The organism is Streptomyces sp. NPDC102451, from assembly GCF_044765485.1.
Classification (GTDB): Bacteria; Actinomycetota; Actinomycetes; order Streptomycetales; family Streptomycetaceae; genus Streptomyces.
In genome coordinates this window covers 227,740-250,999 of record NZ_JBIWKD010000008.1, presented here as the reverse complement: position 1 = coordinate 250,999, position 23,260 = coordinate 227,740, and the positions used below count along the sequence as shown (strand labels likewise).

At 71.9% G+C, this 23,260-nt stretch carries 17 protein-coding genes; 3 read left to right on the top strand and 14 right to left on the bottom strand.

What is annotated here, in order from left to right; genetic code table 11:
- Window position 1: 1 nt before the first annotated feature.
- Window positions 2-916: an aminoglycoside phosphotransferase family protein gene (locus tag ACIRD8_RS20835; RefSeq protein ID WP_403993368.1), complete on the top strand. Its 915-nt coding sequence runs from the start codon at window positions 2-4 to the stop codon at window positions 914-916.
- 61 nt (window positions 917-977) lie between these two features.
- Here the strand turns inward: ACIRD8_RS20835 and ACIRD8_RS20830 are convergent, their stop codons facing one another.
- From ACIRD8_RS20830 to ACIRD8_RS20770, 13 genes are all read right to left on the bottom strand, one after another.
- Entirely contained in the window at window positions 978-2,681 is a 1,704-nt protein-coding gene (locus ACIRD8_RS20830) for a proline--tRNA ligase (RefSeq protein ID WP_403993365.1), read from the bottom strand.
- Between the two features lie 86 nt (window positions 2,682-2,767).
- Window positions 2,768-3,343, bottom strand: coding sequence for a GNAT family N-acetyltransferase (locus ACIRD8_RS20825; RefSeq protein WP_403993362.1), 576 nt, complete (start codon window positions 3,341-3,343; stop codon window positions 2,768-2,770).
- Between the two features lie 44 nt (window positions 3,344-3,387).
- On the bottom strand, window positions 3,388-4,233 hold the full coding sequence (locus tag ACIRD8_RS20820) for a GNAT family N-acetyltransferase (protein ID WP_403993359.1): 846 nt from the start codon (window positions 4,231-4,233) through the stop codon (window positions 3,388-3,390).
- 147 nt (window positions 4,234-4,380) lie between these two features.
- Window positions 4,381-5,538 (bottom strand): flavodoxin-dependent (E)-4-hydroxy-3-methylbut-2-enyl-diphosphate synthase, encoded by a 1,158-nt coding sequence (ispG, locus tag ACIRD8_RS20815; protein ID WP_103513666.1) that lies wholly within the window; start codon window positions 5,536-5,538, stop codon window positions 4,381-4,383.
- Window positions 5,539-5,719: 181 nt separating this feature from the next.
- Complete coding sequence (locus ACIRD8_RS20810) at window positions 5,720-7,030, bottom strand: M50 family metallopeptidase (protein WP_403993356.1); 1,311 nt, start codon at window positions 7,028-7,030, stop codon at window positions 5,720-5,722.
- Entirely contained in the window at window positions 7,027-8,289 is a 1,263-nt protein-coding gene (gene dxr / locus ACIRD8_RS20805; RefSeq protein ID WP_403993353.1) for a 1-deoxy-D-xylulose-5-phosphate reductoisomerase, read from the bottom strand. Before dxr ends, ACIRD8_RS20810 begins: the two co-directional genes overlap by 4 nt.
- 52 nt (window positions 8,290-8,341) lie before the next feature.
- On the bottom strand, window positions 8,342-9,100 hold the full coding sequence (locus ACIRD8_RS20800; protein ID WP_403993350.1) for a hypothetical protein: 759 nt from the start codon (window positions 9,098-9,100) through the stop codon (window positions 8,342-8,344).
- A gap of 79 nt (window positions 9,101-9,179) precedes the next feature.
- The gene (locus ACIRD8_RS20795; protein ID WP_403993347.1) at window positions 9,180-9,674 is read right to left on the bottom strand and encodes a nucleotidyltransferase domain-containing protein; all 495 of its coding nucleotides are present in this window, start codon (window positions 9,672-9,674) and stop codon (window positions 9,180-9,182) included.
- A gap of 42 nt (window positions 9,675-9,716) precedes the next feature.
- Window positions 9,717-10,958 (bottom strand): 3-phosphoshikimate 1-carboxyvinyltransferase, encoded by a 1,242-nt coding sequence (gene aroA, locus ACIRD8_RS20790; RefSeq protein WP_403993344.1) that lies wholly within the window; start codon window positions 10,956-10,958, stop codon window positions 9,717-9,719.
- A gap of 79 nt (window positions 10,959-11,037) precedes the next feature.
- Entirely contained in the window at window positions 11,038-12,984 is a 1,947-nt protein-coding gene (locus ACIRD8_RS20785; protein ID WP_403993341.1) for an acyl-CoA dehydrogenase family protein, read from the bottom strand.
- 184 nt (window positions 12,985-13,168) lie between these two features.
- Window positions 13,169-14,614, bottom strand: coding sequence for an aldehyde dehydrogenase family protein (locus tag ACIRD8_RS20780; protein WP_403993338.1), 1,446 nt, complete (start codon window positions 14,612-14,614; stop codon window positions 13,169-13,171).
- A gap of 155 nt (window positions 14,615-14,769) precedes the next feature.
- The gene (locus ACIRD8_RS20775) at window positions 14,770-16,347 is read right to left on the bottom strand and encodes a PucR family transcriptional regulator (protein ID WP_403993335.1); all 1,578 of its coding nucleotides are present in this window, start codon (window positions 16,345-16,347) and stop codon (window positions 14,770-14,772) included.
- A gap of 112 nt (window positions 16,348-16,459) precedes the next feature.
- Window positions 16,460-18,847, bottom strand: coding sequence for an ATP/GTP-binding protein (locus ACIRD8_RS20770; protein ID WP_403993332.1), 2,388 nt, complete (start codon window positions 18,845-18,847; stop codon window positions 16,460-16,462).
- Between the two features lie 246 nt (window positions 18,848-19,093).
- Here ACIRD8_RS20770 and gabT point away from each other — a divergent pair, with 246 nt between their 5' ends.
- Together gabT and ACIRD8_RS20760 are read left to right on the top strand one after the other, a co-directional pair.
- Window positions 19,094-20,434, top strand: coding sequence for a 4-aminobutyrate--2-oxoglutarate transaminase (gene gabT / locus ACIRD8_RS20765; RefSeq protein ID WP_403993329.1), 1,341 nt, complete (start codon window positions 19,094-19,096; stop codon window positions 20,432-20,434).
- A 380-nt stretch (window positions 20,435-20,814) separates the two neighbouring features.
- Window positions 20,815-21,381: a phosphatase PAP2 family protein gene (locus ACIRD8_RS20760; protein ID WP_403993327.1), complete on the top strand. Its 567-nt coding sequence runs from the start codon at window positions 20,815-20,817 to the stop codon at window positions 21,379-21,381.
- Here the strand turns inward: ACIRD8_RS20760 and ACIRD8_RS20755 are convergent.
- On the bottom strand, window positions 21,366-23,201 hold the full coding sequence (locus tag ACIRD8_RS20755; RefSeq protein ID WP_403993324.1) for a chitinase: 1,836 nt from the start codon (window positions 23,199-23,201) through the stop codon (window positions 21,366-21,368). The two genes, ACIRD8_RS20760 and ACIRD8_RS20755, sit on opposite strands and share 16 nt — an antisense overlap.
- Window positions 23,202-23,260 lie beyond the last annotated feature (59 nt).

Sequence of the window (23,260 nt, the reverse complement as noted above, 5' to 3'; positions counted from 1 at the left end):
TATGGGTTTCGAACCGCCGCAGCGTCTGGTGCGAGCGCTCGGCGAGACGTACGGGGACACGGCCGCCGCCGAGTGGCTCGGACGGCTCCCCGCACTCACCGACGACGCGCTGTCCGCCCACTCGGTCGCCCTGGACCGGGTGTGCGCCCCCGGCGGGCGCACCGGCCTCGTCCTCCTGGTGCACCGGGCGGACGGCACGCCCGCCGTGCTGAAGATCGCGCCTCCCGGGGCCGCCCCCGCGCTGGAGAGGGCCGCCCTCGCGCACTGGAAGGGCTGGGGGGCCGTCGAGCTCCTGGCCGCTCCGGACGGCGCGGTGCCCGAGGAGTCCCTCCTGCTGGAGCGGCTGCACCACGAGGTGTCCCTGCGCTCCCTGCCCGAGGCGAAGGCCCTGCTGGAGGCCGCGGGCACGGTGCGGCGGCTGTGGGTCGAGCCGCCGGCCGGCCACGCCTTCGAGACGGTCGAGGAGCGCACCGCCCGGCAGGTGGAGCCGATGCGGGCCGCCGCCGCCGAGGACCCCGCGCTCGAACCGCTCGTCTCGGAGGCGCTCGCGGCCCGCGACGAGCTGGTCCAGGACTCCCCCGAACTCTTCCTGCTGCACGGCAACTTCCGGCAGAGCAAGGTCCTGGCGGGTGAGCGCGCCCCGTGGCTGGCGGTCGGCCCCGAGCCGCTGACCGGCGAGCGGGCGTACGACCTGGCGCGGCTGGTGCGTGACCGGGTCGAGGACCTGATCGCCTCGCCCGGAGGTGCCGTGACGGCCCGTCGCCGGGTCAAGAAGCTCGCCGAGTCGCTGGAGGTCGACCAGGCGCGGCTGCGCGGCTGGACGCTGTTCCGGGCCGTCGAGTCCGGCACACGGGCGCTGACGGTGGGGCGCACGCAGGACGGCGAGCTGTCGCTGGAGTTCGCGGGCTGGCTGTAGCCACCGCGCGCACGAGGCCCCGCGCACCGCGCGGGGCCCCTCGTCGCTGTCCGGCCGGAGATCAGCCCTGGTCGGTCAGGCGGGCGATCGCCTCGTCGACGGTGAGCTCCTCGCGCTCGCCGGTACGACGGTCCTTCAGCTCCAGGACGCCCTCGGCCGAACGGCGGCCGGCGACAAGGATCTTGGGGACGCCGATGAGCTCGGAGTCGGTGAACTTCACGCCCGGCGAGATGCCCGGGCGGTCGTCGACCAGGACGCGCAGCCCCGCGGCGTTGAGCTTTTCGGACACGTCCAGGGCCAGCTCGGTCTGGAGCGCCTTGCCGGCGGCGACGACGTGCACGTCGGCCGGGGCGATCTCGCGGGGCCAGCACAGGCCCTTGTCGTCGGCGGTCTGCTCGGCGAGGGCGGCCACCGCGCGGGAGACGCCGATGCCGTACGAGCCCATCGTGACGCGGACGGGCTTGCCCTGCTGGCCGAGGACGTCGAGGGAGAAGATGTCGGCGTACTTGCGGCCGAGCTGGAAGATGTGGCCGATCTCGATCGCGCGGTCCACCTGGAGGCCGGCCCCGCAGTTGGGGCAGGGGTCGCCCGCCTCGACGACGACCACGTCGAGGTGCTCGTCGACCTCGAAGTCGCGGCCCGCGACGACGTTCTTCGCGTGCTTGCCCTCCTTGTTGGCACCCGTGATCCAGGCGGTGCCGGCGGCGACACGGGGGTCGGCGATGTAGCGGACCTTCTCCAGGCCCTGCGGGCCGACGTAGCCGCGCACCAGGTCGGGGCGGCCCACGAAGTCCTCGGCGGTGACCAGCTCGACGACGGCGGGGGCGAGGTGCTCGCCCAGCTTGCCGAGGTCGACCTCGCGGTCGCCGGGCACGCCCACGGCCACGATCTCGCCGTCGACCTTGACCAGGAGGTTCTTCAGGGTGGCCGAGGCCTCGACGCCGAGGTGGGCGGCGAGGGTCTCGATGGTCGGGGTGTCGGGGGTGTCCAGCTCCTCGACGGGGCCGGTCGCCGAGGCGTCGGCGACGGCCGTGACCTTGTACGTCACCGCCTCGGTGTTGGCCGCGTAGTCGCAGTTCGGACAGTCGACGAAGGTGTCCTCCCCGGCGGGCGCGGGGGCGAGGAACTCCTCGGAGGCGGAGCCGCCCATGGCGCCGGAGACGGCGGAGACGATGCGGTGGTCGAGGCCGAGGCGCTCGAAGATCCGGATGTACGCGGCGCGGTGCAGCTGGTACGCCTCGGCCAGGCCCTCGTCGGTGGTGTCGAAGGAGTACGAGTCCTTCATCTGGAACTCGCGGCCGCGCAGCACACCGGCGCGGGGGCGGGCCTCGTCGCGGTACTTGGTCTGGATCTGGTAGAGGATCACGGGCAGGTCCTTGTAGGACGAGCACATGTCCTTGACGATCTGGGTGAAGACCTCTTCGTGGGTCGGGCCGAGGAGGTAGTCGCCGCCCTTGCGGTCCTTGAGCCGGAACAGCAGGTCGCCGTACTCGTCGTACCGGCCGCTCGCCTCGTACGCCTCCTTGGGCAGCAGCGCGGGGAGCAGGACCTCCTGGCCGCCGATGGCGTCCATCTCCTCGCGGACGACGCGGGTGATGTTCTCCAGCACCTTCTTGCCGAGGGGCAGCCAGGACCAGATGCCGGCCGCGGTGCGGCGTACGTATCCGGCGCGGACGAGGAGCTTGTGGTTGAGCGTCTCGGCGTCCGCCGGGTCGTCGCGCAGTGTCTTGATCATCAATCGGGACATGCGCTGGACCTGGGCCATGATGAACTCCTGCTCGGAAGGGTGGTGAGCCCGAGGTTAGCCGGGGGGCCCGCGCGGGCGGAAATCGATTCGTGGGCGGGCCGGTCTCAGCCGCGGCGCAGCGGGAGGGGCGCGCCCATCACCGCGTACGGCTTGGGCGCGCTCGGGAAGAGCACCTGCCGGGCCAGGTCCTGGTATCCGAGCGAGCGGTAGAGGCCGCGGGCGGGGCTCTCGGTGTCGATCGCGGAGAGGATGGAACGGGGCAGGCCGACGGAGTCCGTGATGGTGGTGATCAGGCTGCGGCCGATGCCGCGCTGCTGGAACTCCGGGTGGACGTGGAGTTCGGTGATCACGAACGAGTCGTCGAGCCAGCCGTCGGAGCCGTTGGTGCGCAGGTAGGGCTCGACGACGGTGGACCACCAGTGGGTCCGGCTGTTCGGCAGCCCGTAGACGAATCCGACGAGCCGTCCGTCGGCGGCGGTGGCGCCGAGGGCGCGGGCCCGGGGGTCGTCGAGGTGCCGCAGGACGATATGGCGGCGCACGTCGATCTCGTCCTGGGTGAGGCCGAAGGCGAGGGCCTGCACGGCGAGGGCCTCGTCGACGCGGTCGGTGAGGTCGAGCGGTCCGACCACGATGTCGGGGGTCCCGGAGCCCCGGGGGGACGCGGGGATTGCTGCTGCCATGCGGGAACCCTACTGGCCGTACCGTCCGGCCAGAACAGGATGCTTCAGAAGAGCACGCTCATGAAGGCGCCCGTCTCGCGGAAGCCGACCCGGCTGTATGCCCTGCGCGCGGCGGTGTTGTAGTCGTTCACGTACAGGCTGACGACGGGTGCCACATCGCTGAGGGCGTGGCGCAGGACGGCTGCCATGCCCGTCTCGGAGAGCCCGCGGCCCCGGGCCTCGGGGGCGACCCAGACACCCTGGATCTGGCAGGCGTGGGAGGTGGCCGCGCCGATCTCGGCCTTGAAGAGGACCTTGCCGTCCTCGATACGGGCGAAGGACCGGCCGGTGGTGATCAGCTCGGCGACGCGCGCCTGGTAGAGCAGCCCGCCGTCGCCGGCCAGCGGGGAGACGCCGACCTCCTCGGTGAACATGGCCACGCAGGCCGGCATGAGGACGTCCATCTCCTCCTTGCGGACCCGGCGCACGAGCGGGTCGGCCGTCACCTCGGCCGAGGGCCGGTCGGTCACCATCAGCGGCTGGTTGGGGCGGACCTCACGGGCGGGGCCCCAGCTCGGTTCGAGGAGCCGCCAGAGCTGGGCCGTGGGGCCGGCCGGGCCGACGATGGAGGAGCAGCGGCGGCCGGCCCGCCGGGCGCGGTCGGCGAAGGCCCTGATGGCCTCGGGGGTGGCGCAGATGGGCACGAGGTTGGCCCCGGAGTAGCAGAGCGAGCGCAGCCGGCCGTCGGCGTACCAGCCCCACATCTCGCCGCCGAGACGCCACGGATCGAGCCCGGCCACCTGGACGCGGGACGTCACGAAGGCGTTCTCGACGGGGTCGCTCTCAAGGACGGCGAGCGCTGCGGGGAGCTCGCCGGGGTCGAGGACCCGGGTAGTGGTCTGCGTCAACACTGGGGCCTCACCAAACGGTCTACTCGATGTCCGCACTGTAACCGACAAGCCTGTGGGGTGCCGCCCCAGGCGGGAAGCCCTGCGGGGCCGGGAAACGCGGCTGTGCCCCGCAGGACGCGGCCTGCGGGGCACAGAGACGGCGTGAGGTCAGCCGGCGATGGAGACCTGGGGTTCGCCGGAGGCGATCCCGTCCTTCTCCATCTGCTCGGCGATCTTCATGGCTTCCTCGATGAGGGTCTCCACGATCTTCGACTCCGGGACGGTCTTGATGACCTCGCCCTTCACGAAGATCTGGCCCTTGCCGTTGCCGGACGCGACACCGAGGTCCGCCTCGCGTGCCTCACCCGGGCCGTTCACCACACAGCCCATGACGGCGACCCGCAGCGGGACCTCCATGCCCTCGAGACCGGCGCTCACCTGGTCCGCCAGCTTGTAGACATCGACCTGCGCGCGCCCGCACGACGGGCACGAGACGATCTCCAGACGGCGCTGCTTGAGGTTCAGCGCCTCCAGGATCTGCAGGCCGACCTTGACCTCCTCGGCCGGCGGGGCCGACAGCGAGACCCGGATCGTGTCCCCGATCCCCTCGGAGAGCAGCGCGCCGAACGCGACCGCGGACTTGATCGTCCCCTGGAACGCGGGGCCGGCCTCGGTCACACCCAGGTGCAGCGGGTAGTCCGACTGCGCGGCCAGCTGACGGTAGGCGTTCACCATCACGACCGGGTCGTTGTGCTTCACCGAGATCTTGATGTCCCGGAAGCCGTGCTCCTCGAAGAGCGACGCCTCCCACAGCGCGGACTCGACCAGCGCCTCCGGCGTCGCCTTGCCGTACTTCTTCAGCAGCCGCGCGTCCAGCGAGCCCGCGTTCACCCCGATACGGATCGGGGTGCCGGCGTCCCCCGCCGCCTTCGCGATCTCCTTGACCTTGTCGTCGAACTGCTTGATGTTGCCCGGGTTCACCCGCACCGCGGCGCAGCCCGCGTCGATCGCCGCGAAGACGTACTTCGGCTGGAAGTGGATGTCCGCGATCACCGGGATCTGGGACTTCCTGGCGATCGTCGCCAGCGCGTCGGCGTCGTCCTGCGTCGGACACGCCACCCGTACGATCTGGCAGCCTGACGCCGTCAGCTCCGCGATCTGCTGCAGCGTCGCACCGATGTCCGACGTACGCGTCGTGGTCATCGACTGCACCGACACGGGCGCGTCCCCGCCGACCGCCACGGTGCCGACCTGGATCTGACGGCTGACCCGTCGTTCGGCGAGCTTGGTCGGAACGGCGGGCATTCCGAGAGAAATCGCAGTCATGCGCTGAGCATCCCCAAGGTGTGGATCAGTGTGGATCGAGGTACCGAGAACGGCGGACTCCAGGATTCGAGGTTACGGCACCGGAGGCGAACGGAGCGCACCCGTGCCGCCGAACCTCTCGATGGGTGGCGGCCGTACACCACCTGTGTGACCGGCCGCCACCTGTGAGACGTGTGAGGCGTCAGGTGATCTTCACCGGGTTCACGATGTCGGCGACCAGCACCAGCAGCGTGAAGCAGATGAAGATCCCGGCGACCACGTAGGCGACGGGCATGAGCTTCGCCACGTCGAACGGGCCGGGGTCGGGCCGCTTGAAGACCTTGGCCAGATTGCGGCGCAGGGCCTCCCAGAGCGCACCCGCGATGTGCCCGCCGTCGAGCGGGAGCAGGGGCAGCATGTTGAACAGGAACAGCGAGAGGTTGAACCCGGCCAGCAGGAACAGCATCATCGCGATCTGGTTCTGGGCCGGGACGTCGAGGTTCATCACCTCGCCGCCGATCCGGGCCGCGCCGACCACGCCGACCGGCGAGTCGTCGGCGCGCTCGCCGTCGCTGAACGCCGCGTTCCACAGGTCGGGGATCTTGGAGGGCAGCGCGATGATCGAATCGACGCCGTTCTCGATCATGTCGCCCATGCGGACGACCGAGTCGCCGAAGGAGAGCGGCAGGATCTCCGTCTTCGCGGCGAAGCCGAGGTAGCCGGCGCTGACGTACTGGTCGGGGACGACCTCGCCGTGGGAGTCCTTCTTGGCCACGGCGTTCTTCTTCAGCACGGCGTTCAGGGTCTGTTCCTGGCCGTCGCGCTGCACGGTGATGGTGGCGGGGCCGATGGTCTGCCGGATCTTGTCCGAGAGCGTGGCCCAGTCGTCGATCTTCCGGCCGTTGAAGGCGACGATCCTGTCGCCCTCCTCCAGGCCCGCGGCCTTGGCCGGTGAGACCGGGTCGGACGACTTGCAGGTGTCGCGGTTCTCACTCTGCGCGATCACGCACTGCTGGACGCCGGCGACCTCGGTGGTCTGGGTCTGGAAGCCGAAGGTCATGGCCACGCCCATGAAGATCGCGACGGCCAGGACCAGGTTCATGAAGGGTCCGGCGAACATCACGATGACGCGCTTCCACGGCTTGCGCGTGTAGAAGAGGCGCGTCTCGTCGCCCGGCTCCAGCTCCTCGAAGGCGGCCGACCTGGCGTCCTCGATCATTCCGCGCCACGGCGAGGTGGAGCGCGCCTCGATCCGGCCGTCGGGCCCCGGGGGGAACATGCCGATCATGCGGATGTAGCCACCCGCGGGAATGGCCTTGATGCCGTACTCGGTGTCGCCCTTCTTGCGCGACCAGATGGTCGGCCCGAAGCCGACCATGTACTGCGGCACCCTGATGCCGAAGAGCTTGGCCGTCGACAGGTGGCCCAGCTCGTGCCAGGCGATCGAGAACAGCAGTCCCACGGCGAAGACGGCGATCCCGAGGATCGTCATCAGGATCGTCGTCATGCTCATACGTGCGCCTCCGCTGTCGCTGCCGCCGAGAGTTCGCGGGCCCTGGACCGGGCCCAGGCCTCCGCTTCCAGGACGTCCGCGACCGTCAGTGAAGTTCCCGTGGCGGGGGTGCCGTGTTCGGCCACCACGGCTGTGACCGTGTCCATGATTCCGTTGAAGGGCAGCCGTCCCGCGAGGAAGGCGTCCACGCACTCCTCGTTGGCCGCGTTGAAGACCGCGGGGGCGGTGCCGCCCAGGGTGCCCACGTGCCGGGCGAGCCCGACGGACGGGAACGCCTCGGTGTCGAGCGGGTAGAACTCCCAGCTGGAGGCCGTCGTCCAGTCGAAGGCGGGGGCCGCGTCCGGGACCCGCTCGGGCCAGCCGAGACCGATGGCGATGGGGCCCCGCATGTCGGGCGGGGTCGCCTGCGCGAGGGTGGAGCCGTCGGTGAACTCCACCATCGAATGAACGAACGACTGCGGGTGGACCACGACCTCGATCCGGTCGAACGGGATGTCGTAGAGCAGATGCGCCTCGATGACCTCCAGGCCCTTGTTGACCAGGGTCGCGGAGTTGACCGTGATGACCGGGCCCATGGCCCAGGTCGGGTGGGCCAGGGCCTGCTCCCGTGTGACATCGGCCAGCTCGGCGCGGGTACGCCCGCGGAACGGGCCGCCGGACGCGGTCACGACGAGCTTGCGGACGTCGGCGCGCTTGCCCGCGGCGAGGGCCTGGAAGAGCGCGGCGTGCTCGGAGTCGACCGGGATGATCTGGCCGGGGGCCGCCAGGGCCTTCACCAGCGGGCCGCCGACGATCAGCGACTCCTTGTTCGCCAGGGCGAGCGTGCGGCCCGCCTTCAGCGCCGCGAGCGTGGGGGCGAGGCCGATCGAGCCGGTGATCCCGTTCAGCACGGTGTGGCAGTCGCTCGCCGCGAGGTCCGTGGCGGCGTCGGGACCGGCCAGGATCTCCGGGAGCGGCTCCCCCGCCCCGTAGACCTTCCGCAGGGCCTCGGTGAGCGCCGGCACCTTGTCCCCGTCGGCCACCGCGACCGTGCGCACGCGCAGCTGCCGCGCCTGCTCGGCGAGGAGCTCGACCCTGCCGCCCGCGGCGGAGAGCGCGGTGACGCGGAAACGGCCGGGGTTGCGCAGGACCAGGTCGATGGCCTGGGTACCGATGGACCCGGTGGAGCCGAGGATCACCAGATCCCGGCGGCCGTCCGTCGCGTCGAAGACGAGATGCGGATCGGCGAGGGGTGCGGGGCTGTCGCTCATGGCCCCCATTGTTGCCGTATCCGCTGTGTGCCGTGACAGCGCGCCCCCGTCGGCGCGCGCCTCAGGCCCGCGCGGCACGGAATTTCTTCCACTGGGCGGCCATGACGTCCTCCGGGACACCGCCGATGTCCTGGGTGCCGAGGATCTCACCGCGGAAGGCGAGTGTGGTGGAACCGGAGCGCAGGACGGTGAGGTACTCGTACAGCTTCAGCTTCCCCTTCACGTCGAGGACGGTGAAGCGGTAGGCCCTCGCCTCGTCGGCCTCGTCCGCGAAGGCGGGCAGCGCCGCCGGTTCCACCTTCTCGTACGTGGCTCGGGCGACGGCCCGTTCCTCGGTGAGGCCGCCGGCGCACTCCCGGCCGGCCCGCTCCAGCGATGCCATGACCTTCGCGGCCTCGTCCCCTGCGTACGAGCGCAGGGTGATGTCGACGGTGACCCCGAGCATCTCCTCGGGCTTGTCGGCCTTGCGCTGCACCTGGGCGACGGGCTCGTGGTCGCTGACGTCACCGGCGAGGCTGACGAGCGGCTGGCAGACGGCCGGGTCGGCGGTGTAGGCGTCCCCGAGCGGCCCGTCCAGGGTGTACTCGGAGGCGGTGAGGTCGCCGGCCCGCTCCCCTTCGGCGAGGGCGGCGGCGGTGAGCTGCGCCTCGGTGAGTGCCTCGGACGCCGCTGCCGGGCGCGAGGCGGCCGGACTCTTCACGGCCTCACCCTTGCCGCTGTCCCCGTCGCCACCGCATCCGGTGAGGCCCACGAGGGCCGCCACCGCGCATCCCGCCGCCGCGGCGCCCCGCCGGCCGCCCGCCCCGTACACCCCGAACATCCCTGCCCCTGTCTCGTGTTGACACGCCGGGACCCGTGTCCCGATCGTGGCCGAGGCTCGATTGTGCGGCATGCGGCGGTCAGAAAGCCGTCTCGATGCCGAACTGCTCCCTCAGCCGGCGCATGTCCGCCACATCGCGCTCGGCCGGTTCGTACCCCTGGTGGAACAGCGCCTGCCGCTCGGCGGAGATGCAGCGCACCGTGGTGGTCCCGATGGTGCCCGTGACGAAGCAGGCGGCCGGGTAGCGGAAGGGCTCCGCAGGGTCGAGCGAGGACTGCACGGCGGACCCGTCGGCGTCGAACTCCAGCGGGTGCAGGTCGATCTCGGGCCCGGCCGGGTGGCTGAGCACGAAGCGGACGGGGCGCCGGTCGAGCGTCTCGGTGTATCCGGCGGACTCCAGGGCGGCCACGACGTCGGGTTCCTGCTCACGCCGGTGCAGGAGGTCGAGATCGCGGTGGGGACGGGTCTCCTCGCCGAGCAGGGCGTCGACGCCCCAGCCCCCGGCGATCACCACGTCGGCACCGGCCTCGCGCAGCAGGGTGAGGACGGACAGGACATCGTTCCGGGACATCATGCGGGCGACCGTAGTGCGGCCCGCGCCGGGCCGCACCACGGTTTACGGCTGCGCGGTCCTGGCCACGAACGCGGCGAACTCCTCGTGGAACCGGGGGAACGTCTTCCGTACGCAGCCGGGGTCGTCGTAGCTCATGCCGGGCGTACGCAGCCCCGCCACGGCGAACGACATCACGATGCGGTGGTCGCCGTGGGTGACGATCTCGGTGGGGTGCGGGGTGCCGGGGTGGATCTCGATCCAGTCGGGCCCGGTGTGCACGGTGATCCCCATGCTCCGGAGGTTCTCCGCGCAGGCCTCCAGCCGGTCGCACTCCTTCACCCGGGTGTTGGCGACGTCCTCGATGCGGACCGGGGAGGTGGCGTACGGCGCGATGGCCGCGAGGGTCGGCATCGTGTCGGAGATGTCACGCATGTTGACCGTCAGACCGGAGAGCCGGCCGTCGGAGCGGACGGTGGTGGAGTCCGCCGTGGTGCTGACCTCGGCGCCCATGCGGCGCAGCACCTCGGTGAAGCGCAGGTCGCCCTGGAGCGCGCCGGTCCCGAGACCGGGCACGGTGACCTCGCGGCCGGTGAGGGCCGCCGCGGCGAAGAAGTACGAGGCCGTGGACGCGTCGGGCTCGACGGCGTACGTGGTGGCGCGGTAGCCGCCGGGAGGGACGGTGAAGGTGTTCCCCTCGCGGACGACCTCGACACCGAAGCTGCGCATCATCGCGAGGGTGATCTCGATGTACGGCGCCGAGACGAGCTCCGTGACGTCGATCCGCAGGCCTTCGGCGGTGAGCGGTCCGAGCATCAGCAGGGCGGTGAGGTACTGGGACGACTCCCCCGCGTCGAGGGTCAGTTCGCCACCCTTGACGCCGGATGCCTCGACGGTGAGCGGGTGGTGGCCCTCCGCTCCCTCGTGGCGCAGGTCGACGCCGAGGGCGCGGAGTGCCTCGGTGAGGGGCGCCAGGGGACGCCGGCGCATCTGCGCGGAGGCGTCGAAGCGGTACGTGCCGGAGGCCGCGGCGGCGGCGAGCGTGGGCAGGAACCGCGCGGTGGTGGCCCCGTCGCGGCAGTGCACGTCGGCGTCCTGCGTGGCGGGTCCCGAGGGGCGGCCCTCGATGTGCCACCGGTCCGGCTCGCGGCTCACCCCGTAGCCGAGGCGGGCCAGCCCCTCGGTGAACCCCTCGGTGTCGTCCGAGTGCAGGGGCCTCAGGAGGGTGGTGGTGCCGTCCGCGGCGGCGGCCAGGAACAGCGCGCGGGCGGTGACGGACTTGGAGCCGGGGATGTCGATGACGGTCACGGGCGTCCATTTTGCCCTGCGGCGGGCGTGCCCGCGGGGCGCGTCCAGGCAGTGGACGCGCCCCGCGGGGGTGCCGGGGTCAGCGGATGGGGCGGTGGACGTTCTCCCCGATGGCCGGGCCGGGGGTGGCGTCGGCGATCCACGGGCCGTCGCCGCTGGGGTCGATGACCCCCTCCTCCAGCCAGGTGTAGGTCCCGGAGAGGACTCCGTCGACGACGCGCCGGTCGATGTCGTCGGTGTTGGACCACAGCCGGTTGAAGAGCTCCTCCACCCGGATGCGGGACTGCCGGCAGAACACGTCGGCGAGCTGGTACGCCTCGCGGCCGTGGTCGTCGTCGGCCCGCAGGTGCTCGGCCCGGACGCACGCGGCGCTCATCGCGAAGAGTTCGGCGCCGATGTCGACGATCCGGCCGAGGAAGCCCTGCTTGGTCTCCATGCGGCCCTGCCAGCGGGACATCGCGTAGAAGGTGGAGCGGGCCAGCTTGCGGGACGCGCGCTCGACGTACCGCAGGTGGGCGGAGAGGTCGGGGTGCCCTGGGACACGGAACTCTCGGTAGGAGTTGGGCAGTTGCCCGGGTCCGCTGACCAGCTTGGGGAGCCAGCGCGCGTAGAACCCGGCGGCGTTGGCGCCCGCCCTCGCCTTGTCGCCGAGCGGCTTGTCGGGGTCGATGATGTCGCCGGCGACCTTGAGGTGGGCGTCGACGGCCTCGCGGGCGATGAGCAGGTGCATGATCTCCGTGGAGCCCTCGAAGATCCGGTTGATCCGCATGTCGCGGAGCATCTGCTCGGCGGGGACGGCGCGTTCGCCGCGGGCCGCGAGCGAGGCCGCGGTCTCGAAGCCGCGTCCGCCGCGGATCTGGACGAGCTCGTCGGAGATCAGCCAGCCCATCTCGGAGCCGTACAGCTTGGCGAGCGCGGCCTCGATGCGGATGTCGTTGCGGCTCTCGTCGGCCATCTGCGAGGAGAGGTCCACGACCGCTTCCAGGGCGAAGGTGGTGGCGGCGATGAAGGAGATCTTCGCGCCCACCGCCTCGTGCCGGGCGACGGGCCTGCCCCACTGCTCGCGGACAGCCGACCACTCGCGGGCGATCTTCAGGGACCACTTCCCGACGCCGACGCACATGGCGGGCAGCGAGAGGCGGCCGGTGTTGAGCGTGGTGAGGGCGATCTTGAGGCCTGCGCCCTCGGGACCGATGCGGTTGGCCGCCGGCACCCGGACCTCGTGGAAGCGGGTGACGCCGTTCTCGATGCCGCGCAGCCCCATGAAGGAGTTGCGGTGCTCCACGGTGATGCCCGGGGAGTCGGCCTCGACGACGAAGGCGGTGATGCCGCCCCTGTGGCCCTCGGACTCGGGGACCCGGGCCATGACGACGAGCAGGTCGGCGACGACACCGTTGGTCGTCCAGAGCTTCACACCGTCCAGGACGTAGTGGTCGCCGTCGGGCACGGCCGCGGTCGCGAGCCTGGCCGGGTCGGAGCCGACGTCGGGTTCGGTGAGGAGGAAGGCGGAGATGTCCGTCCGCGCGAGGCGGGGCAGGAAGGCGTCCTTCTGCTCCTGCGTGCCGAACATCTTCAGCGGCTGCGGTACGCCGATCGACTGGTGCGCGGAGAGCAGCGCGCCGATCGAGGGGCTCGCCGAACCGGCCAGCGCGAGCGCCTTGTTGTAGTAGACCTGGGTCAGTCCGAGACCGCCGTACTTGGTCTCGATCTTCATGCCGAGGGCGCCGAGCTCCTTGAGGCCGTTGATGACCTCGTCGGGGATCCGGGCCTCGCGCTCGATGAGGGCGCCGTCGACGTGCGTCTCGCAGAACTCGCGCAGCCGGGCGAGGAAGGCCTCGCCCCGCCGTACGTCGTCGGGGGCCGGCAGGGGGTGGGGGTGGATCAGGTCCAGCCGGAAGCGTCCGAGGAAGAGTTCCTTGGCGAAGCTCGGCTTGCGCCAGTCCTGTTCACGGGCGGCCTCGGCCACCTGCCGTGCTTCGCGCTCGGTGACTTTGGGGGCCTGGGGGATGTCGGATGGGGCGGACATGAGGAGCTCACCTCGCCGCGAGTCGGGATATGGGTCGGGCCGTACGCGTGCCGATCGGTACCACTCGTCCGTATCTACCCGATCTGCGTCGGCCCCACCACCCTGCGCGAGGCTCCAGGCGGGTACGGAAACGGCCGGAGCCCCCGCACAGCGGGCTCCGGCCGGTCCGTCGCGGGTGTCCGGGCTACAGGGCCAGGCCGGTGAGGACCAGCACCCGCTCGTAGGTGTAGTCGTCCATGGCGTAGCGCACGCCCTCGCGGCCCACTCCGGACTGCTTGGCGCCGCCGTACGGCATCTGGTCGGCGCGGTAGGAGGGCACGTCGCCGATGACCACGCCGCCCACCTCCAGGGCGCGGTGCGCACGGAAGGCGGTCTGCAGGTCGTGGGTGAAGACGCCCGCCTGCAGCCCGTACTTGGAGTCGTTGGCGGCGGCGAAGGCCTCGGCCTCACCCTGCGCCTTCTGGACGTACAGCACCGGGCCGAAGACCTCCTCGCAGGCGATCGTCGTGGTGCCGGGGAGGTCGGTGAGGACCGTCGGGGCGTACGTGGCGCCGTCGCGCTTGCCGCCGGTCAGCAGGGTGGCGCCGGCACCGACGGCCTCGTCGACCCAGGACTCGACCCGGCGGGCGGCGTCCTCGCTGACCAGCGGGCCGACGTCGGTGGCCGCGTCGGAGGGGTCGCCGGTCACCAGTGCCTCGACGGCCGCGACGATCTTCGGGACGAGCCGGTCGTACACGGAGGCGTCGGCGATGACGCGCTGTACCGAGATGCAGGACTGGCCGCCCTGGTAGTTGGAGAAGGTCGCGATGCGGGTCGCGGCCCAGTCCAGGTCCTCCTCGGACGACCAGTCGGCGAGCACGACCGCCGCGCCGTTGCCGCCCAGCTCCAGGGTGCAGTGCTTGCGCGGCACCGACTCCATGATCGCGTAGCCGACGGGGCCGGAGCCGGTGAAGGAGATCACCGGCAGCCGCTCGTCCTGGACCAGGGCGGGCATCTTGTCGTTGGGCACGGTCAGCACGGACCAGGAGCCGGCCGGGAGGTCCGTCTCGGCCAGCAGCTCGCCCAGGATCAGGGACGAGATCGGGGTGGCCGGAGCCGGCTTCAGGATGATCGGCGCGCCGACGGCGATGGCCGGGGCGACCTTGTGGGCGCTCAGGTTGAGCGGGAAGTTGAAGGGCGCGATACCGAGGACGGGGCCGCGCGGGAAGCGCCGGGTCAGTCCGAGACGGCCCGTTCCGCCGGCGTCGGTGTCCAGCCGCTGGGCGTCACCGCCGTTGAAGCGGCGGGCCTCCTCGGCGGCGAACCGGAAGACGGAGACGGCGCGGCCGACCTCGCCGCGGGCCCACTTGATCGGCTTGCCGTTCTCGGCGGAGATCAGCTGGGCGATCTCCTCGGTGCGCTCGGTGAGGCGGCGTACGACGTGGTCGAGGGCGGCGGCCCGTACGTGCGCCGGGGTCGCGGCGAACTCCTCGCGCACGGCGTACGCGGCGGCCACGGCCTCCTCGACCTGGGCGTCGGTCGGTACGGCGACCGTGCCGACCGTACGGCCGTCCCAGGGGTTGGTGACGTCGAAGCTGTCCTCGCCGGTGGCCTGGCGGCCGGCCAGCCAGAAGGCGTGGGTGGAAGTCATGGCGGTTCCGGCCCTTCGGGGGTGGTGTACGACGGTCGCCGGGCGCCGCGAGGGCGCCCGTCGGCCCCACCGTAGGGCGATCCGGCACGGATGAGGCTTGTCCACCGTGGAGTGGAGCGGAGGCCCGGTGCACCGGATTGTCGGAGCCGGACGGGCTACTGCGTCCCCGAGGACGCGGCCGTCGCCTTGAGGGCCAGCCAGAGCTCCATCCGGACGTCCGGGTCGTCCAGGGAGCGGCCCAGGATCTCCTCGACCCGGCGCATCCGGTAGCGCAGGGTGTGGCGGTGGACGCCCAGGTCGGCGGCGGCGGCGTCCCACTGGCCGTGCCGGGAGAGCCAGGCCCGCAGGGAGGCGACCAGATCGCCGCGCCCCTTCGCGTCGTGCTCCTGGAGCGGCCGAAGCATCCCGTCGGCGAAGGCCCGTACGGCGTCGTCGGCAAGCAGCGGCAGGACGGAGCCGGCCGCGAGCTCCTCGTGCTCGACCATGGTCCTGCCCCGGCGGCGCGCGACGGAGAGGGCCTGTTCGGCCTGTTTGTACGCGGCGGAGACGGCGATCGGGCCGGAGGGCGCGGACATGCCGACCACCACGTCGGCGTCGCCCTCACCCCCTTCGCGCACCGGCCGGTCGTCCGCGGCCCTGGCGTGGGCGGCGCCCGCCGCGACCGCCTCGCCGCCGTCCGCGGCCAGCACCACGAGGCGTTCGCCCTCGGGCACCATCAGGAGGCTCTCGCCGGACCGGGAGGCGGCGGCCTCCATCGCCTCGGCGAGCCCCTCCGTCCCGGAGGGGACCGGAGACTCGGCGATCAGGAGCCGGAAGGGGGCGTCGAGCAGCCCGCCGTACAGGTCTCCGGCGACGGCCCGCGCGTGGTCGGACTCGCCCGCCAGCAGCATGCGCAGGACGGCGGCGCCGAGGCGCTGCTCCGCGCCCTGGAGCGCGCGGGAGCGGGCCGTGGTGAGGGTCAGCAGGGCGACCGCGGAGTGCACCGCGTAGCGCTCGGCCGTGCCGAGCGCCGCCCCCGTGCCGACGGCGAGCGCGCCGCGGCTGCGGCGGCCGGTGCCCAGCGACTGGAGCTCGACCCGGTCGTCGCCCTCGCTGTCGCCGACGACCGCGCTGGCCGGGGCGGAGCGGTCCCTCAGCCGCTCCACCTCCGGGGTGAGCCGGGCGGCGCGGCGTGCGGCCCAGTCGGGCGCGGCGGCGACGACGGCGCCCGAGGAGTCGTACAGCGCGGCCCATCCGTCGACGTGGGCGGCGAGGCGGGTGAGCAGCTCGACGGGGCCGTCCCCGGCGACCGCGGCGCGGGTCAGCTCCCGCTGGGCCTCGAAGCCGGCCGTGACCGAGCGGTACTGGTCGGCGGCGATCGCCGCGGACACCGCCTTGCTGATGGCGAGGAACGGGGTGCGTCTGGGCACCTCCAGGAGCGGCAGCCCTGCCTCCTCGGCCGCGTCCACGAGCGCCGGCGGGATCTCCTCGTACGTGACGCCCACGGCGAAGCCGAGCCCCGCGACCCCGGCACCGGCCAGCCGCTGTACGTACCGCCGCATCGTCCCCGGGTCCCGGGCGTCGAGGTTGGTCGCGGTGACGAGGAGCAGTTCGCCGCCGTCCATGTACGGGACGGGGTCGGCCAGCTCGCTGGCGTGTGCCCAGCGCACGGGCGTGCCGAGCCGGTCGGCGCCGGCCCGGACGGTGAGCTTGAGCGCCGAGTGCTGGACGAGCGAGGCGAGAGTGGGTGGCATGGGACCGCCGGACCTCTGGGAGTCGATGGCGCCGCCCTGTACAGACGGCCGGCTTCGATTCTGCCAGGACGGCGCAATCCGCGTTACCGCTGCACGGGCAGCGGGGCTGGGCCTAGTTTCCCAACTCGACCAGAAGAGGAGGCGCATGGGTGCCCTGCACGCTGGTCAATGAGAGGACCGCGTGTCCGGAGGGCACGGTGTAGGCGAGTTCCGAGGGCGACCAACGCTCTCTTTCCACCCGCCGCACGGTCACGGCCGCCGTGGTCTTGTCCTTGCCGGTGACCAGCCTGCGCAGCCCGTGCAGGGCCCGGGTGAAGGGCTGGTCGGCGAACACGGTGTGCTGGGCCACCTCGCGCGTCTCGATCCACTCCTTGCCCCACACCTCCACGAAGCGCTTACCGTCCCATGTGGTGACCCCCGAGAAGACCATGCAGCATCCGACAGCCCCGAGAAGGGCCGTGTCCAGCCTGTCCGGGACGTCGTCCACGGTCCGCAGGGAGAGGACCACCCCCGCGTTGAGCGAACGCAGCCGCCGGATCCCACGGATCGTTTCCTCGGTCAAGGTGTGCGTCGCGTCGTCCAGGACCAGGCAGACGAAGAGCGTCCGGTCGGCACGGGCGGCGGCAACGGCGTTGAACTGGGCCAGGAGGAGCCTGGCGAGGAGCCTGGAGGCCTCCGCGTGCGCGCGTTCCGGCAGATCGACGCGGACGCGCAGCGGAAGCTGTCCCAGCGACCGCAGGGAGAACGGACGGCTGTCGCTTCCCGTCGCGAAGAATCCGGCGAAGACCGGCCGGTCGAGCAGGGCGATCCGGTCCGCGAGCACGGGCCCGGGGTCGCCGGCGCCACCCGCCTGGCGTTCGCGGGCATCGAGCTCGCGGAGCATGGCCGAGTGGTTGCCCGCTTCGAGTCCGGCTCGGAGAGCGGCGAGCACGGCCGGTGCGCCTTCGAGCAGTTCACGGAGCACCGGCACCTCGGGGAACCGGCCGTGCACCGCACGATAGGGGCCCAGCAGTTGGGCGAGCGCGGTGGCTGCCCGACGGCTGTCCACCGCCTCGACATCGCCGACCAGCCCCTCGGCGAGCACGGACCCGGCCTCGTCGGCGTCGACGGTGCCGCCGTAGAGGTCGAGATCGTGCACGGAGGTGGGGTCGCCCGGCTTCACGACGATGTCGTACGCCTCGTCCGGTCCGAGGGGGGCGTCGGCCCGGCCGACCGCGACCACCGCCGCCGTCCCGGCGAGAGCCTGGAGCGCCAGCGACTCCACGACCGGAGCCACGAGCCGTGCGGTCTTCCCCGCGCCGGACGGCCCGACCGCCAGCAAGGAGGTGCCGAGCAGGCCGGGGTCCAAGGCCATGCCCGAGCCTCGCCGCTCGTAGGGGTTGTGTTCGTCGTCGGCGCAGAAGCCGATGCGGACCTGCTGGGCGAGCAGGTCGTGGGTGAACCGCCGCAGGGGCAGGTCGCGGTGTCCCGAAGGGTGCAGCGCCGCCCCCGCGCCGTCCCGCCGGACCGCCTGCGCGAAGGAGGCCGCCCCGTCGGGCCGGGCCCCTGCTGCGGCCCAGGCGTGCTGGATACGTGCGCAGTCCACGTCGTTCATCAGGCCGTCCCGCACGGCCGCGGCGAGGACGTCGGCGGCCTCGCCCTGCCCACCGGCCCGCAGCTGAGGCCAGTGGGCCGGGGACTCGTGGGGTGCCTGCGCCGGGAGGGGAGCGGCGGGCGGCGTGTGCCGGGCGACGACCGCGACCGGTTCTCCGGCCAGGCCACGGCGGCGGCGGATGTAAGAGGCGGCGAGCTCCCGCCAGCGCCCCAGCCTCGCGAAGGGCCACAGGGCGCCCGCGGCGATGACCGCGTAGATCATGTTCACCAAGGCCTGGCTCTGGAAGATCTCGCCGCCCGCGACAGAGAAGATCAGGGCCAGGACCGGTTCGACCACCGGCAGCGGGCTTTTCCAGACCAGCAGCTGCGCCAGAACGGCCGCTGCGAACATGACGAGCCCGAGGAAGGGCTGGCCACGGCTCGCGACACGCCGCCGGAACAACTCCGCCCAGTTGCCGAGCCGACCGCAGGCGTAGGCGAGGGCCCAGAACAGAACCCCTTGGTAGATGGTGCTCGCATGGGCACCCTCCACCGTCCGGGGTCCGCCGGAGATTCCGATGTTCCACCAGTCGCTGGGGGTGAAGAGCTTCACCGGGACCAGCCGGTACGGGTTGTAGACGCTGTACCAGACGAAGACGACGAGCACCCCGGACACGACGGAGATCAGCAGACCGAGCAGCAGATGGTGGTCGGGGACGCCCTCGGGCTCCCTGGGCGGACGCGGCGTGTACCCGTACCGCCACACCCCCGGCTCCTGGGGCGGCCTCGGGGTGCGCAGCCACTCGCCCAGCGGGGGGCCGGCAGCCGGCGCGTACCGGGGGCGAGGCGGGCGTGATCCGTCACCAGGTCCTGGCACCCACGCCGCACCGCTCGTGTCCCGCACACGGTGCGCGCGTTCGTCGTTCATGAAGCATTGCCCCCTGACCAGCCAGGTCCCGTCCACTGCCCCCGTCAATGTAGTGCGCGGGTACGGCCCGGTGCAGCCAGGCGGCCCAACTGCCCCGGTGACGGCGTCGTCGCCACTCCACACGCACATCTGTCCGTCACGGACAAGGACACGCCCCCATCACTCCCGATCGGAGCATGACCGCTGCCCGCACCCGCCCCTAGCCTGCAGAAACAGAAGCGTCCGAAACACCCCCAGGAGCCCCGCATGTCCGACATCCCGCAGGAGCGCCGCCTCGTCACCGCCATCCCCGGCCCGAAGTCGGCGGAGCTGCAGGCCCGCCGTGTCGCGGCGGTCGCCGCAGGTGTGGGTTCCACGCTGCCGGTCTTCACCGCCCGGGCGGGCGGCGGAATCATCGAGGACGTGGACGGCAACCGGCTGATCGACTTCGGTTCCGGCATCGCCGTGACCTCGGTGGGCGCCTCCGCCGAGGCGGTCGTACGCCGCGCCTCGGCGCAGCTCGCCGACTTCACCCACACCTGTTTCATGGTCACGCCGTACGAGGGGTACGTCGAGGTCTGTGAGCAGCTCGCCGAGCTGACGCCGGGCGACCACGCCAAGAAGTCGGCGCTGTTCAACTCGGGCGCCGAGGCCGTCGAGAACGCCGTCAAGATCGCCCGTGCGTACACGAAGCGCACCGCTGTCGTCGTCTTCGACCACGGCTACCACGGCCGCACCAACCTCACCATGGGCATGACGGCGAAGAACATGCCGTACAAGCAGGGCTTCGGCCCGTTCGCGCCCGAGGTGTACCGCGTGCCGGTGGCGTACGGCTACCGCTGGCCGACCGGCGCCGAGAACGCCGGCGCGGAGGCGTCCGCGCAGGCCATCGACGAGATCACCAAGCAGATCGGCGCGGACAACGTCGCCGCGATCATCATCGAGCCGGTCCTCGGCGAGGGCGGTTTCATCGAGCCGGCGAAGGGCTTCCTCCCGGCGATCGCGCAGTTCGCCAAGGACAACGGCATCGTCTTCGTCGCGGACGAGATCCAGTCGGGCTTCTGCCGCACCGGCCAGTGGTTCGCCTGTGAGGACGAGGGCATCGTGCCCGACCTGATCACCACGGCCAAGGGCATCGCGGGCGGCCTCCCGCTCTCCGCGGTGACCGGCCGCGCCGAGATCATGGACGCCGCCCACGCCGGCGGCCTCGGCGGGACGTACGGCGGCAACCCGGTGGCCTGCGCGGGTGCGCTCGGCGCCATCGAGACGATGCGCGAGCTGGACCTGAACGGGAAGGCCAGGCGCATCGAGGAGGTCATGAAGGGCCGCCTCGCCGAGATGCAGTCCAAGCTGCCGAACGGTGACGCCATCGGGGACATCCGCGGGCGCGGCGCGATGATCGCGATCGAGCTGGTGAAGCCGGGCACGAAGGAGCCCGACGCGGCCGCCGCGGGGGCACTGGCCAAGGCCTGCCACGCGGAGGGTCTGCTGGTGCTGACCTGTGGCACGTACGGCAACGTCCTGCGCTTCCTGCCGCCGCTCGTCATCGGCGAGGACCTGCTGAACGAGGGCCTGGACATCATCGAGCAGGCGTTCGCGCAGCTCTGACACGTGCGAATCATCCGGGCGCCGGGAGCCCTCCCAGGGGGCGGGAACCGGCTCCCGGGTGAGGGCGTGTGAAGAAGGTGTGCGGGGGCGATGGCGGGATACCGTTGTCACTTCCGGTGCCTCCTTCCTCTGACGTACGGTTTTCCCAGATGAGAGAAACACCCCGCCCGCAGGGGACTGCGGGTGATGCCGGGCCGGCGCTCCCCCAGCGTCGTACCGGCCGTGCCATCGCGCACACCGCTGGAGCTTCGGGCTCCGGGACTCCTCACCGATCGGATGGCCGCTCGCCCCACACCCCCCGGGGCGCGCGGCAAACCGATCCGACCGGCCACCTCGGAACAATCCCCCCTGTTCCCCGGTGGCCGGTTCTTCTCGTTCCCGTGGCCGGTGCGCTGCTGGCGCTCTTCCTCGTGATCACCTGGCAGGTGCTGGCCGACGGCCCGCTGCTGGATCCCGACGAGCGGCTCGGCCTGGAGCTGGCGGGGCGGGGCCCCGCGCCGCTCTCGGATCTCTTCGCCGATCTCGGCAACATGCAGGTGGCCGTTCCCGTGCTGGCGTGCGCGGTCCTCGTCGCGTGGTTCCGCGGGGCCCGGCGAGCGGCGGTGTGCGCCGTGCTGACCATGGCCGCCGTTCCGGCGCTCGTCGTCCCGCTCAAGCTGTGGACGGACCGTCAGGGTCCGCTGACGGAGGCGACGGGCTACTACCCGTCGGGGCACACGACGACGGCGATGGTGGCGTACGGGGCCGCGGCCCTGCTGCTGGCCCCATATCTCAGGCGGTCATGGGTGACGCTCGCCGCCGCCGTTCTGCTCACGGCGGCGACGAGCGTCGGTCTGGTGCTGCGCGGCTACCACTGGCCACTGGACGTGGTGGCCGGCTGGTGCCTCAGCGGGGTGCTGCTGCTCGCCCTGCGGGCGGGCACGCGGAGCGGTCAGCCGCCGAAGTAGGCGTCGAAGTTCTTCGAGAACTCCCAGTTGTTGAAGCGGTCCCAGTTGATGGACCAGGTCATCAGCCCGCGTAGCCCGGACCAGGCGCCGTGCGTCTGGTACGAGCCGCAGTCCGTCTTCTTGGTCAGGCAGTTCAGCGCCTTGGTGACCTCGGCCGGTGACGTGTGGCCGTTGCCCGCCTGGGTGGACGCGGGGAGGCCGAAGGCGACCTGCTCGGGGCGGAGCGCGGGGAAGACCTTGGTCTGGTCACCCGCGACGGGGAACCCGGTGAGCAGCATGTCGGTCATGGCGATGTGGAAGTCGGCGCCGCCCATGGAGTGGTACTGGTTGTCCAGCCCCATGATCGAGCCCGAGTTGTAGTCCTGGACGTGCAGCAGGGTGAGGTCGTCGCGCAGCGCGTGGATGACGGGCAGGTAGGCACCGGCGCGCGGGTCCTGTCCGCCCCAGGGGCCGGAGCCGTAGTACTGGTAGCCGAGCTGCACGAAGAAGGTCTCGGGGGCCATGGTGAGGACGAAGTCGTCGCCGTACTTGGCCTTGAGGGTCTTCACCGCGGAGATCAGGTTGACGATGACCGGGGTCGTGGGGCTGCGGAAGTCGGTGTCGCCGGTGTTCAGCGAGAGCGAGTGGCCCTCGAAGTCGATGTCCAGGCCGTCCAGCCCGTAGGTGTCGATGATCTTGCTGACGGAGGAGACGAAGGTGTCGCGGGCGGCGGTCGAGGCGAGCTGCACCTGACCGTTCTGGCCGCCGATGGAGATCAGCACCTTCTTGCCCGCGGCCTGCTTGGCCTTGATGGCGGCCTTGAACTCCGCCTCGGTCTCCACGCCCGGGCACTCCGCGACGGGGCAGAGCGAAAAGCGGATGTCGCCGGAGGTCACGGATGTCGGCTCACCGAAGGCGAGGTTGATGACGTCCCACGAGTCGGGGACGTCGGCCATGCGCGTGTAGCCGGAGCCGTTGGCGAAGCTGGAGTGCAGATAGCCGACCAGGGCGTGGGCCGGGAGGCCGGCGTCACCACCTCCGCCACCGCCCGTGGCCGCCGTGGTGGCGCTCACGGCCGCCGACTTCGCCGACTCACCGGCGGCGTTGACTGCGCTGACCTGGAAGCTGTACGCGGACGACGCCGAGAGCCCCGTCACGGTGGCCGAGGTGCCGGTGGTGTCCAGGACCTTCGTACCGCCGCGGTAGACGCGGTAGCCGGTGGCTCCGGCGGACGCGGTCCACGACAGCGGGACGGAGGACGCGGTGGCCGTGCCGGCCCGGAGTCCGGCGGGGGTGGCGGGCACGGCGACCGGGTCGCCGCCGGGGCCGGTCAGGGTGAGGTCGTCGGCGTAGTAGGCCGGAGTGCCGTACCAGCCGTGTGTGTAGACCGTCACCGACGTGGTCGAGGGGCCGGTCCTGAAGCTGGTGGTGAGCTGCTTGTACGCCCCGGCGGACTGGGTCCAGGTGGAGACGTCGGTGGTCCCGGTGCCGGACGCCCCGAGGTAGACGTAGTCGCCCTGGACCCAGGCGCCCAGCGTGTAGGCGGAGTCGGGCTTCACCGTCACCGTCTGGGAGCACCGGGCGTTGTCGCTGCCCGCCGGTGTCGCCTTCAGCGCCGAGGTCCCGCTGTGCACGGGCGTGCTGACGGCCGTGCCGCTGCCGCCGGTACAGCTCCACCCGTCCAGTCCCGCCTCGAAGCCGCCGTTGCGGGCCAGATCGGCGTCGGCGGCCCCGGCGGCCGGTGCCGTGGCGACCAGGGCACCGGCGGCGAGCAGAGCGGCCGAGAAGACCGCCATGGGTCCGGAGAGGCGGACGGATGGTCTGGATCCGGTGCGTTCCACAACAGCCTCCGTGCAGGGGGGAATTGAGTGGTGCACAACATGGTCCAGACCAATCGGGT

Excerpts from the sequence above, each read along its gene's own strand:
- ACIRD8_RS20835 (WP_403993368.1), top strand. The coding sequence starts at position 2 with ATGGGTTTCGAACCGCCGCAGCGTCTGGTGCGAGCGCTCGGCGAGACG.
- ACIRD8_RS20795 (WP_403993347.1), bottom strand. The coding sequence starts at position 9,674 with ATGATGTCCCGGAACGATGTCCTGTCCGTCCTCACCCTGCTGCGCGAG.
- ACIRD8_RS20825 (WP_403993362.1), bottom strand. The coding sequence starts at position 3,343 with ATGGCAGCAGCAATCCCCGCGTCCCCCCGGGGCTCCGGGACCCCCGAC.
- ACIRD8_RS20800 (WP_403993350.1), bottom strand. The coding sequence starts at position 9,100 with ATGTTCGGGGTGTACGGGGCGGGCGGCCGGCGGGGCGCCGCGGCGGCG.
- ACIRD8_RS20775 (WP_403993335.1), bottom strand. The coding sequence starts at position 16,347 with ATGCCACCCACTCTCGCCTCGCTCGTCCAGCACTCGGCGCTCAAGCTC.
- dxr (WP_403993353.1), bottom strand. The coding sequence starts at position 8,289 with ATGGGGGCCATGAGCGACAGCCCCGCACCCCTCGCCGATCCGCATCTC.
- gabT (WP_403993329.1), top strand. The coding sequence starts at position 19,094 with ATGTCCGACATCCCGCAGGAGCGCCGCCTCGTCACCGCCATCCCCGGC.
- ACIRD8_RS20830 (WP_403993365.1), bottom strand. The coding sequence starts at position 2,681 with ATGGCCCAGGTCCAGCGCATGTCCCGATTGATGATCAAGACACTGCGC.
- ACIRD8_RS20770 (WP_403993332.1), bottom strand. The coding sequence starts at position 18,847 with ATGAACGACGAACGCGCGCACCGTGTGCGGGACACGAGCGGTGCGGCG.
- ACIRD8_RS20785 (WP_403993341.1), bottom strand. The coding sequence starts at position 12,984 with ATGTCCGCCCCATCCGACATCCCCCAGGCCCCCAAAGTCACCGAGCGC.
- ACIRD8_RS20810 (WP_403993356.1), bottom strand. The coding sequence starts at position 7,030 with ATGAGCATGACGACGATCCTGATGACGATCCTCGGGATCGCCGTCTTC.
- ispG (WP_103513666.1), bottom strand. The coding sequence starts at position 5,538 with ATGACTGCGATTTCTCTCGGAATGCCCGCCGTTCCGACCAAGCTCGCC.
- ACIRD8_RS20780 (WP_403993338.1), bottom strand. The coding sequence starts at position 14,614 with ATGACTTCCACCCACGCCTTCTGGCTGGCCGGCCGCCAGGCCACCGGC.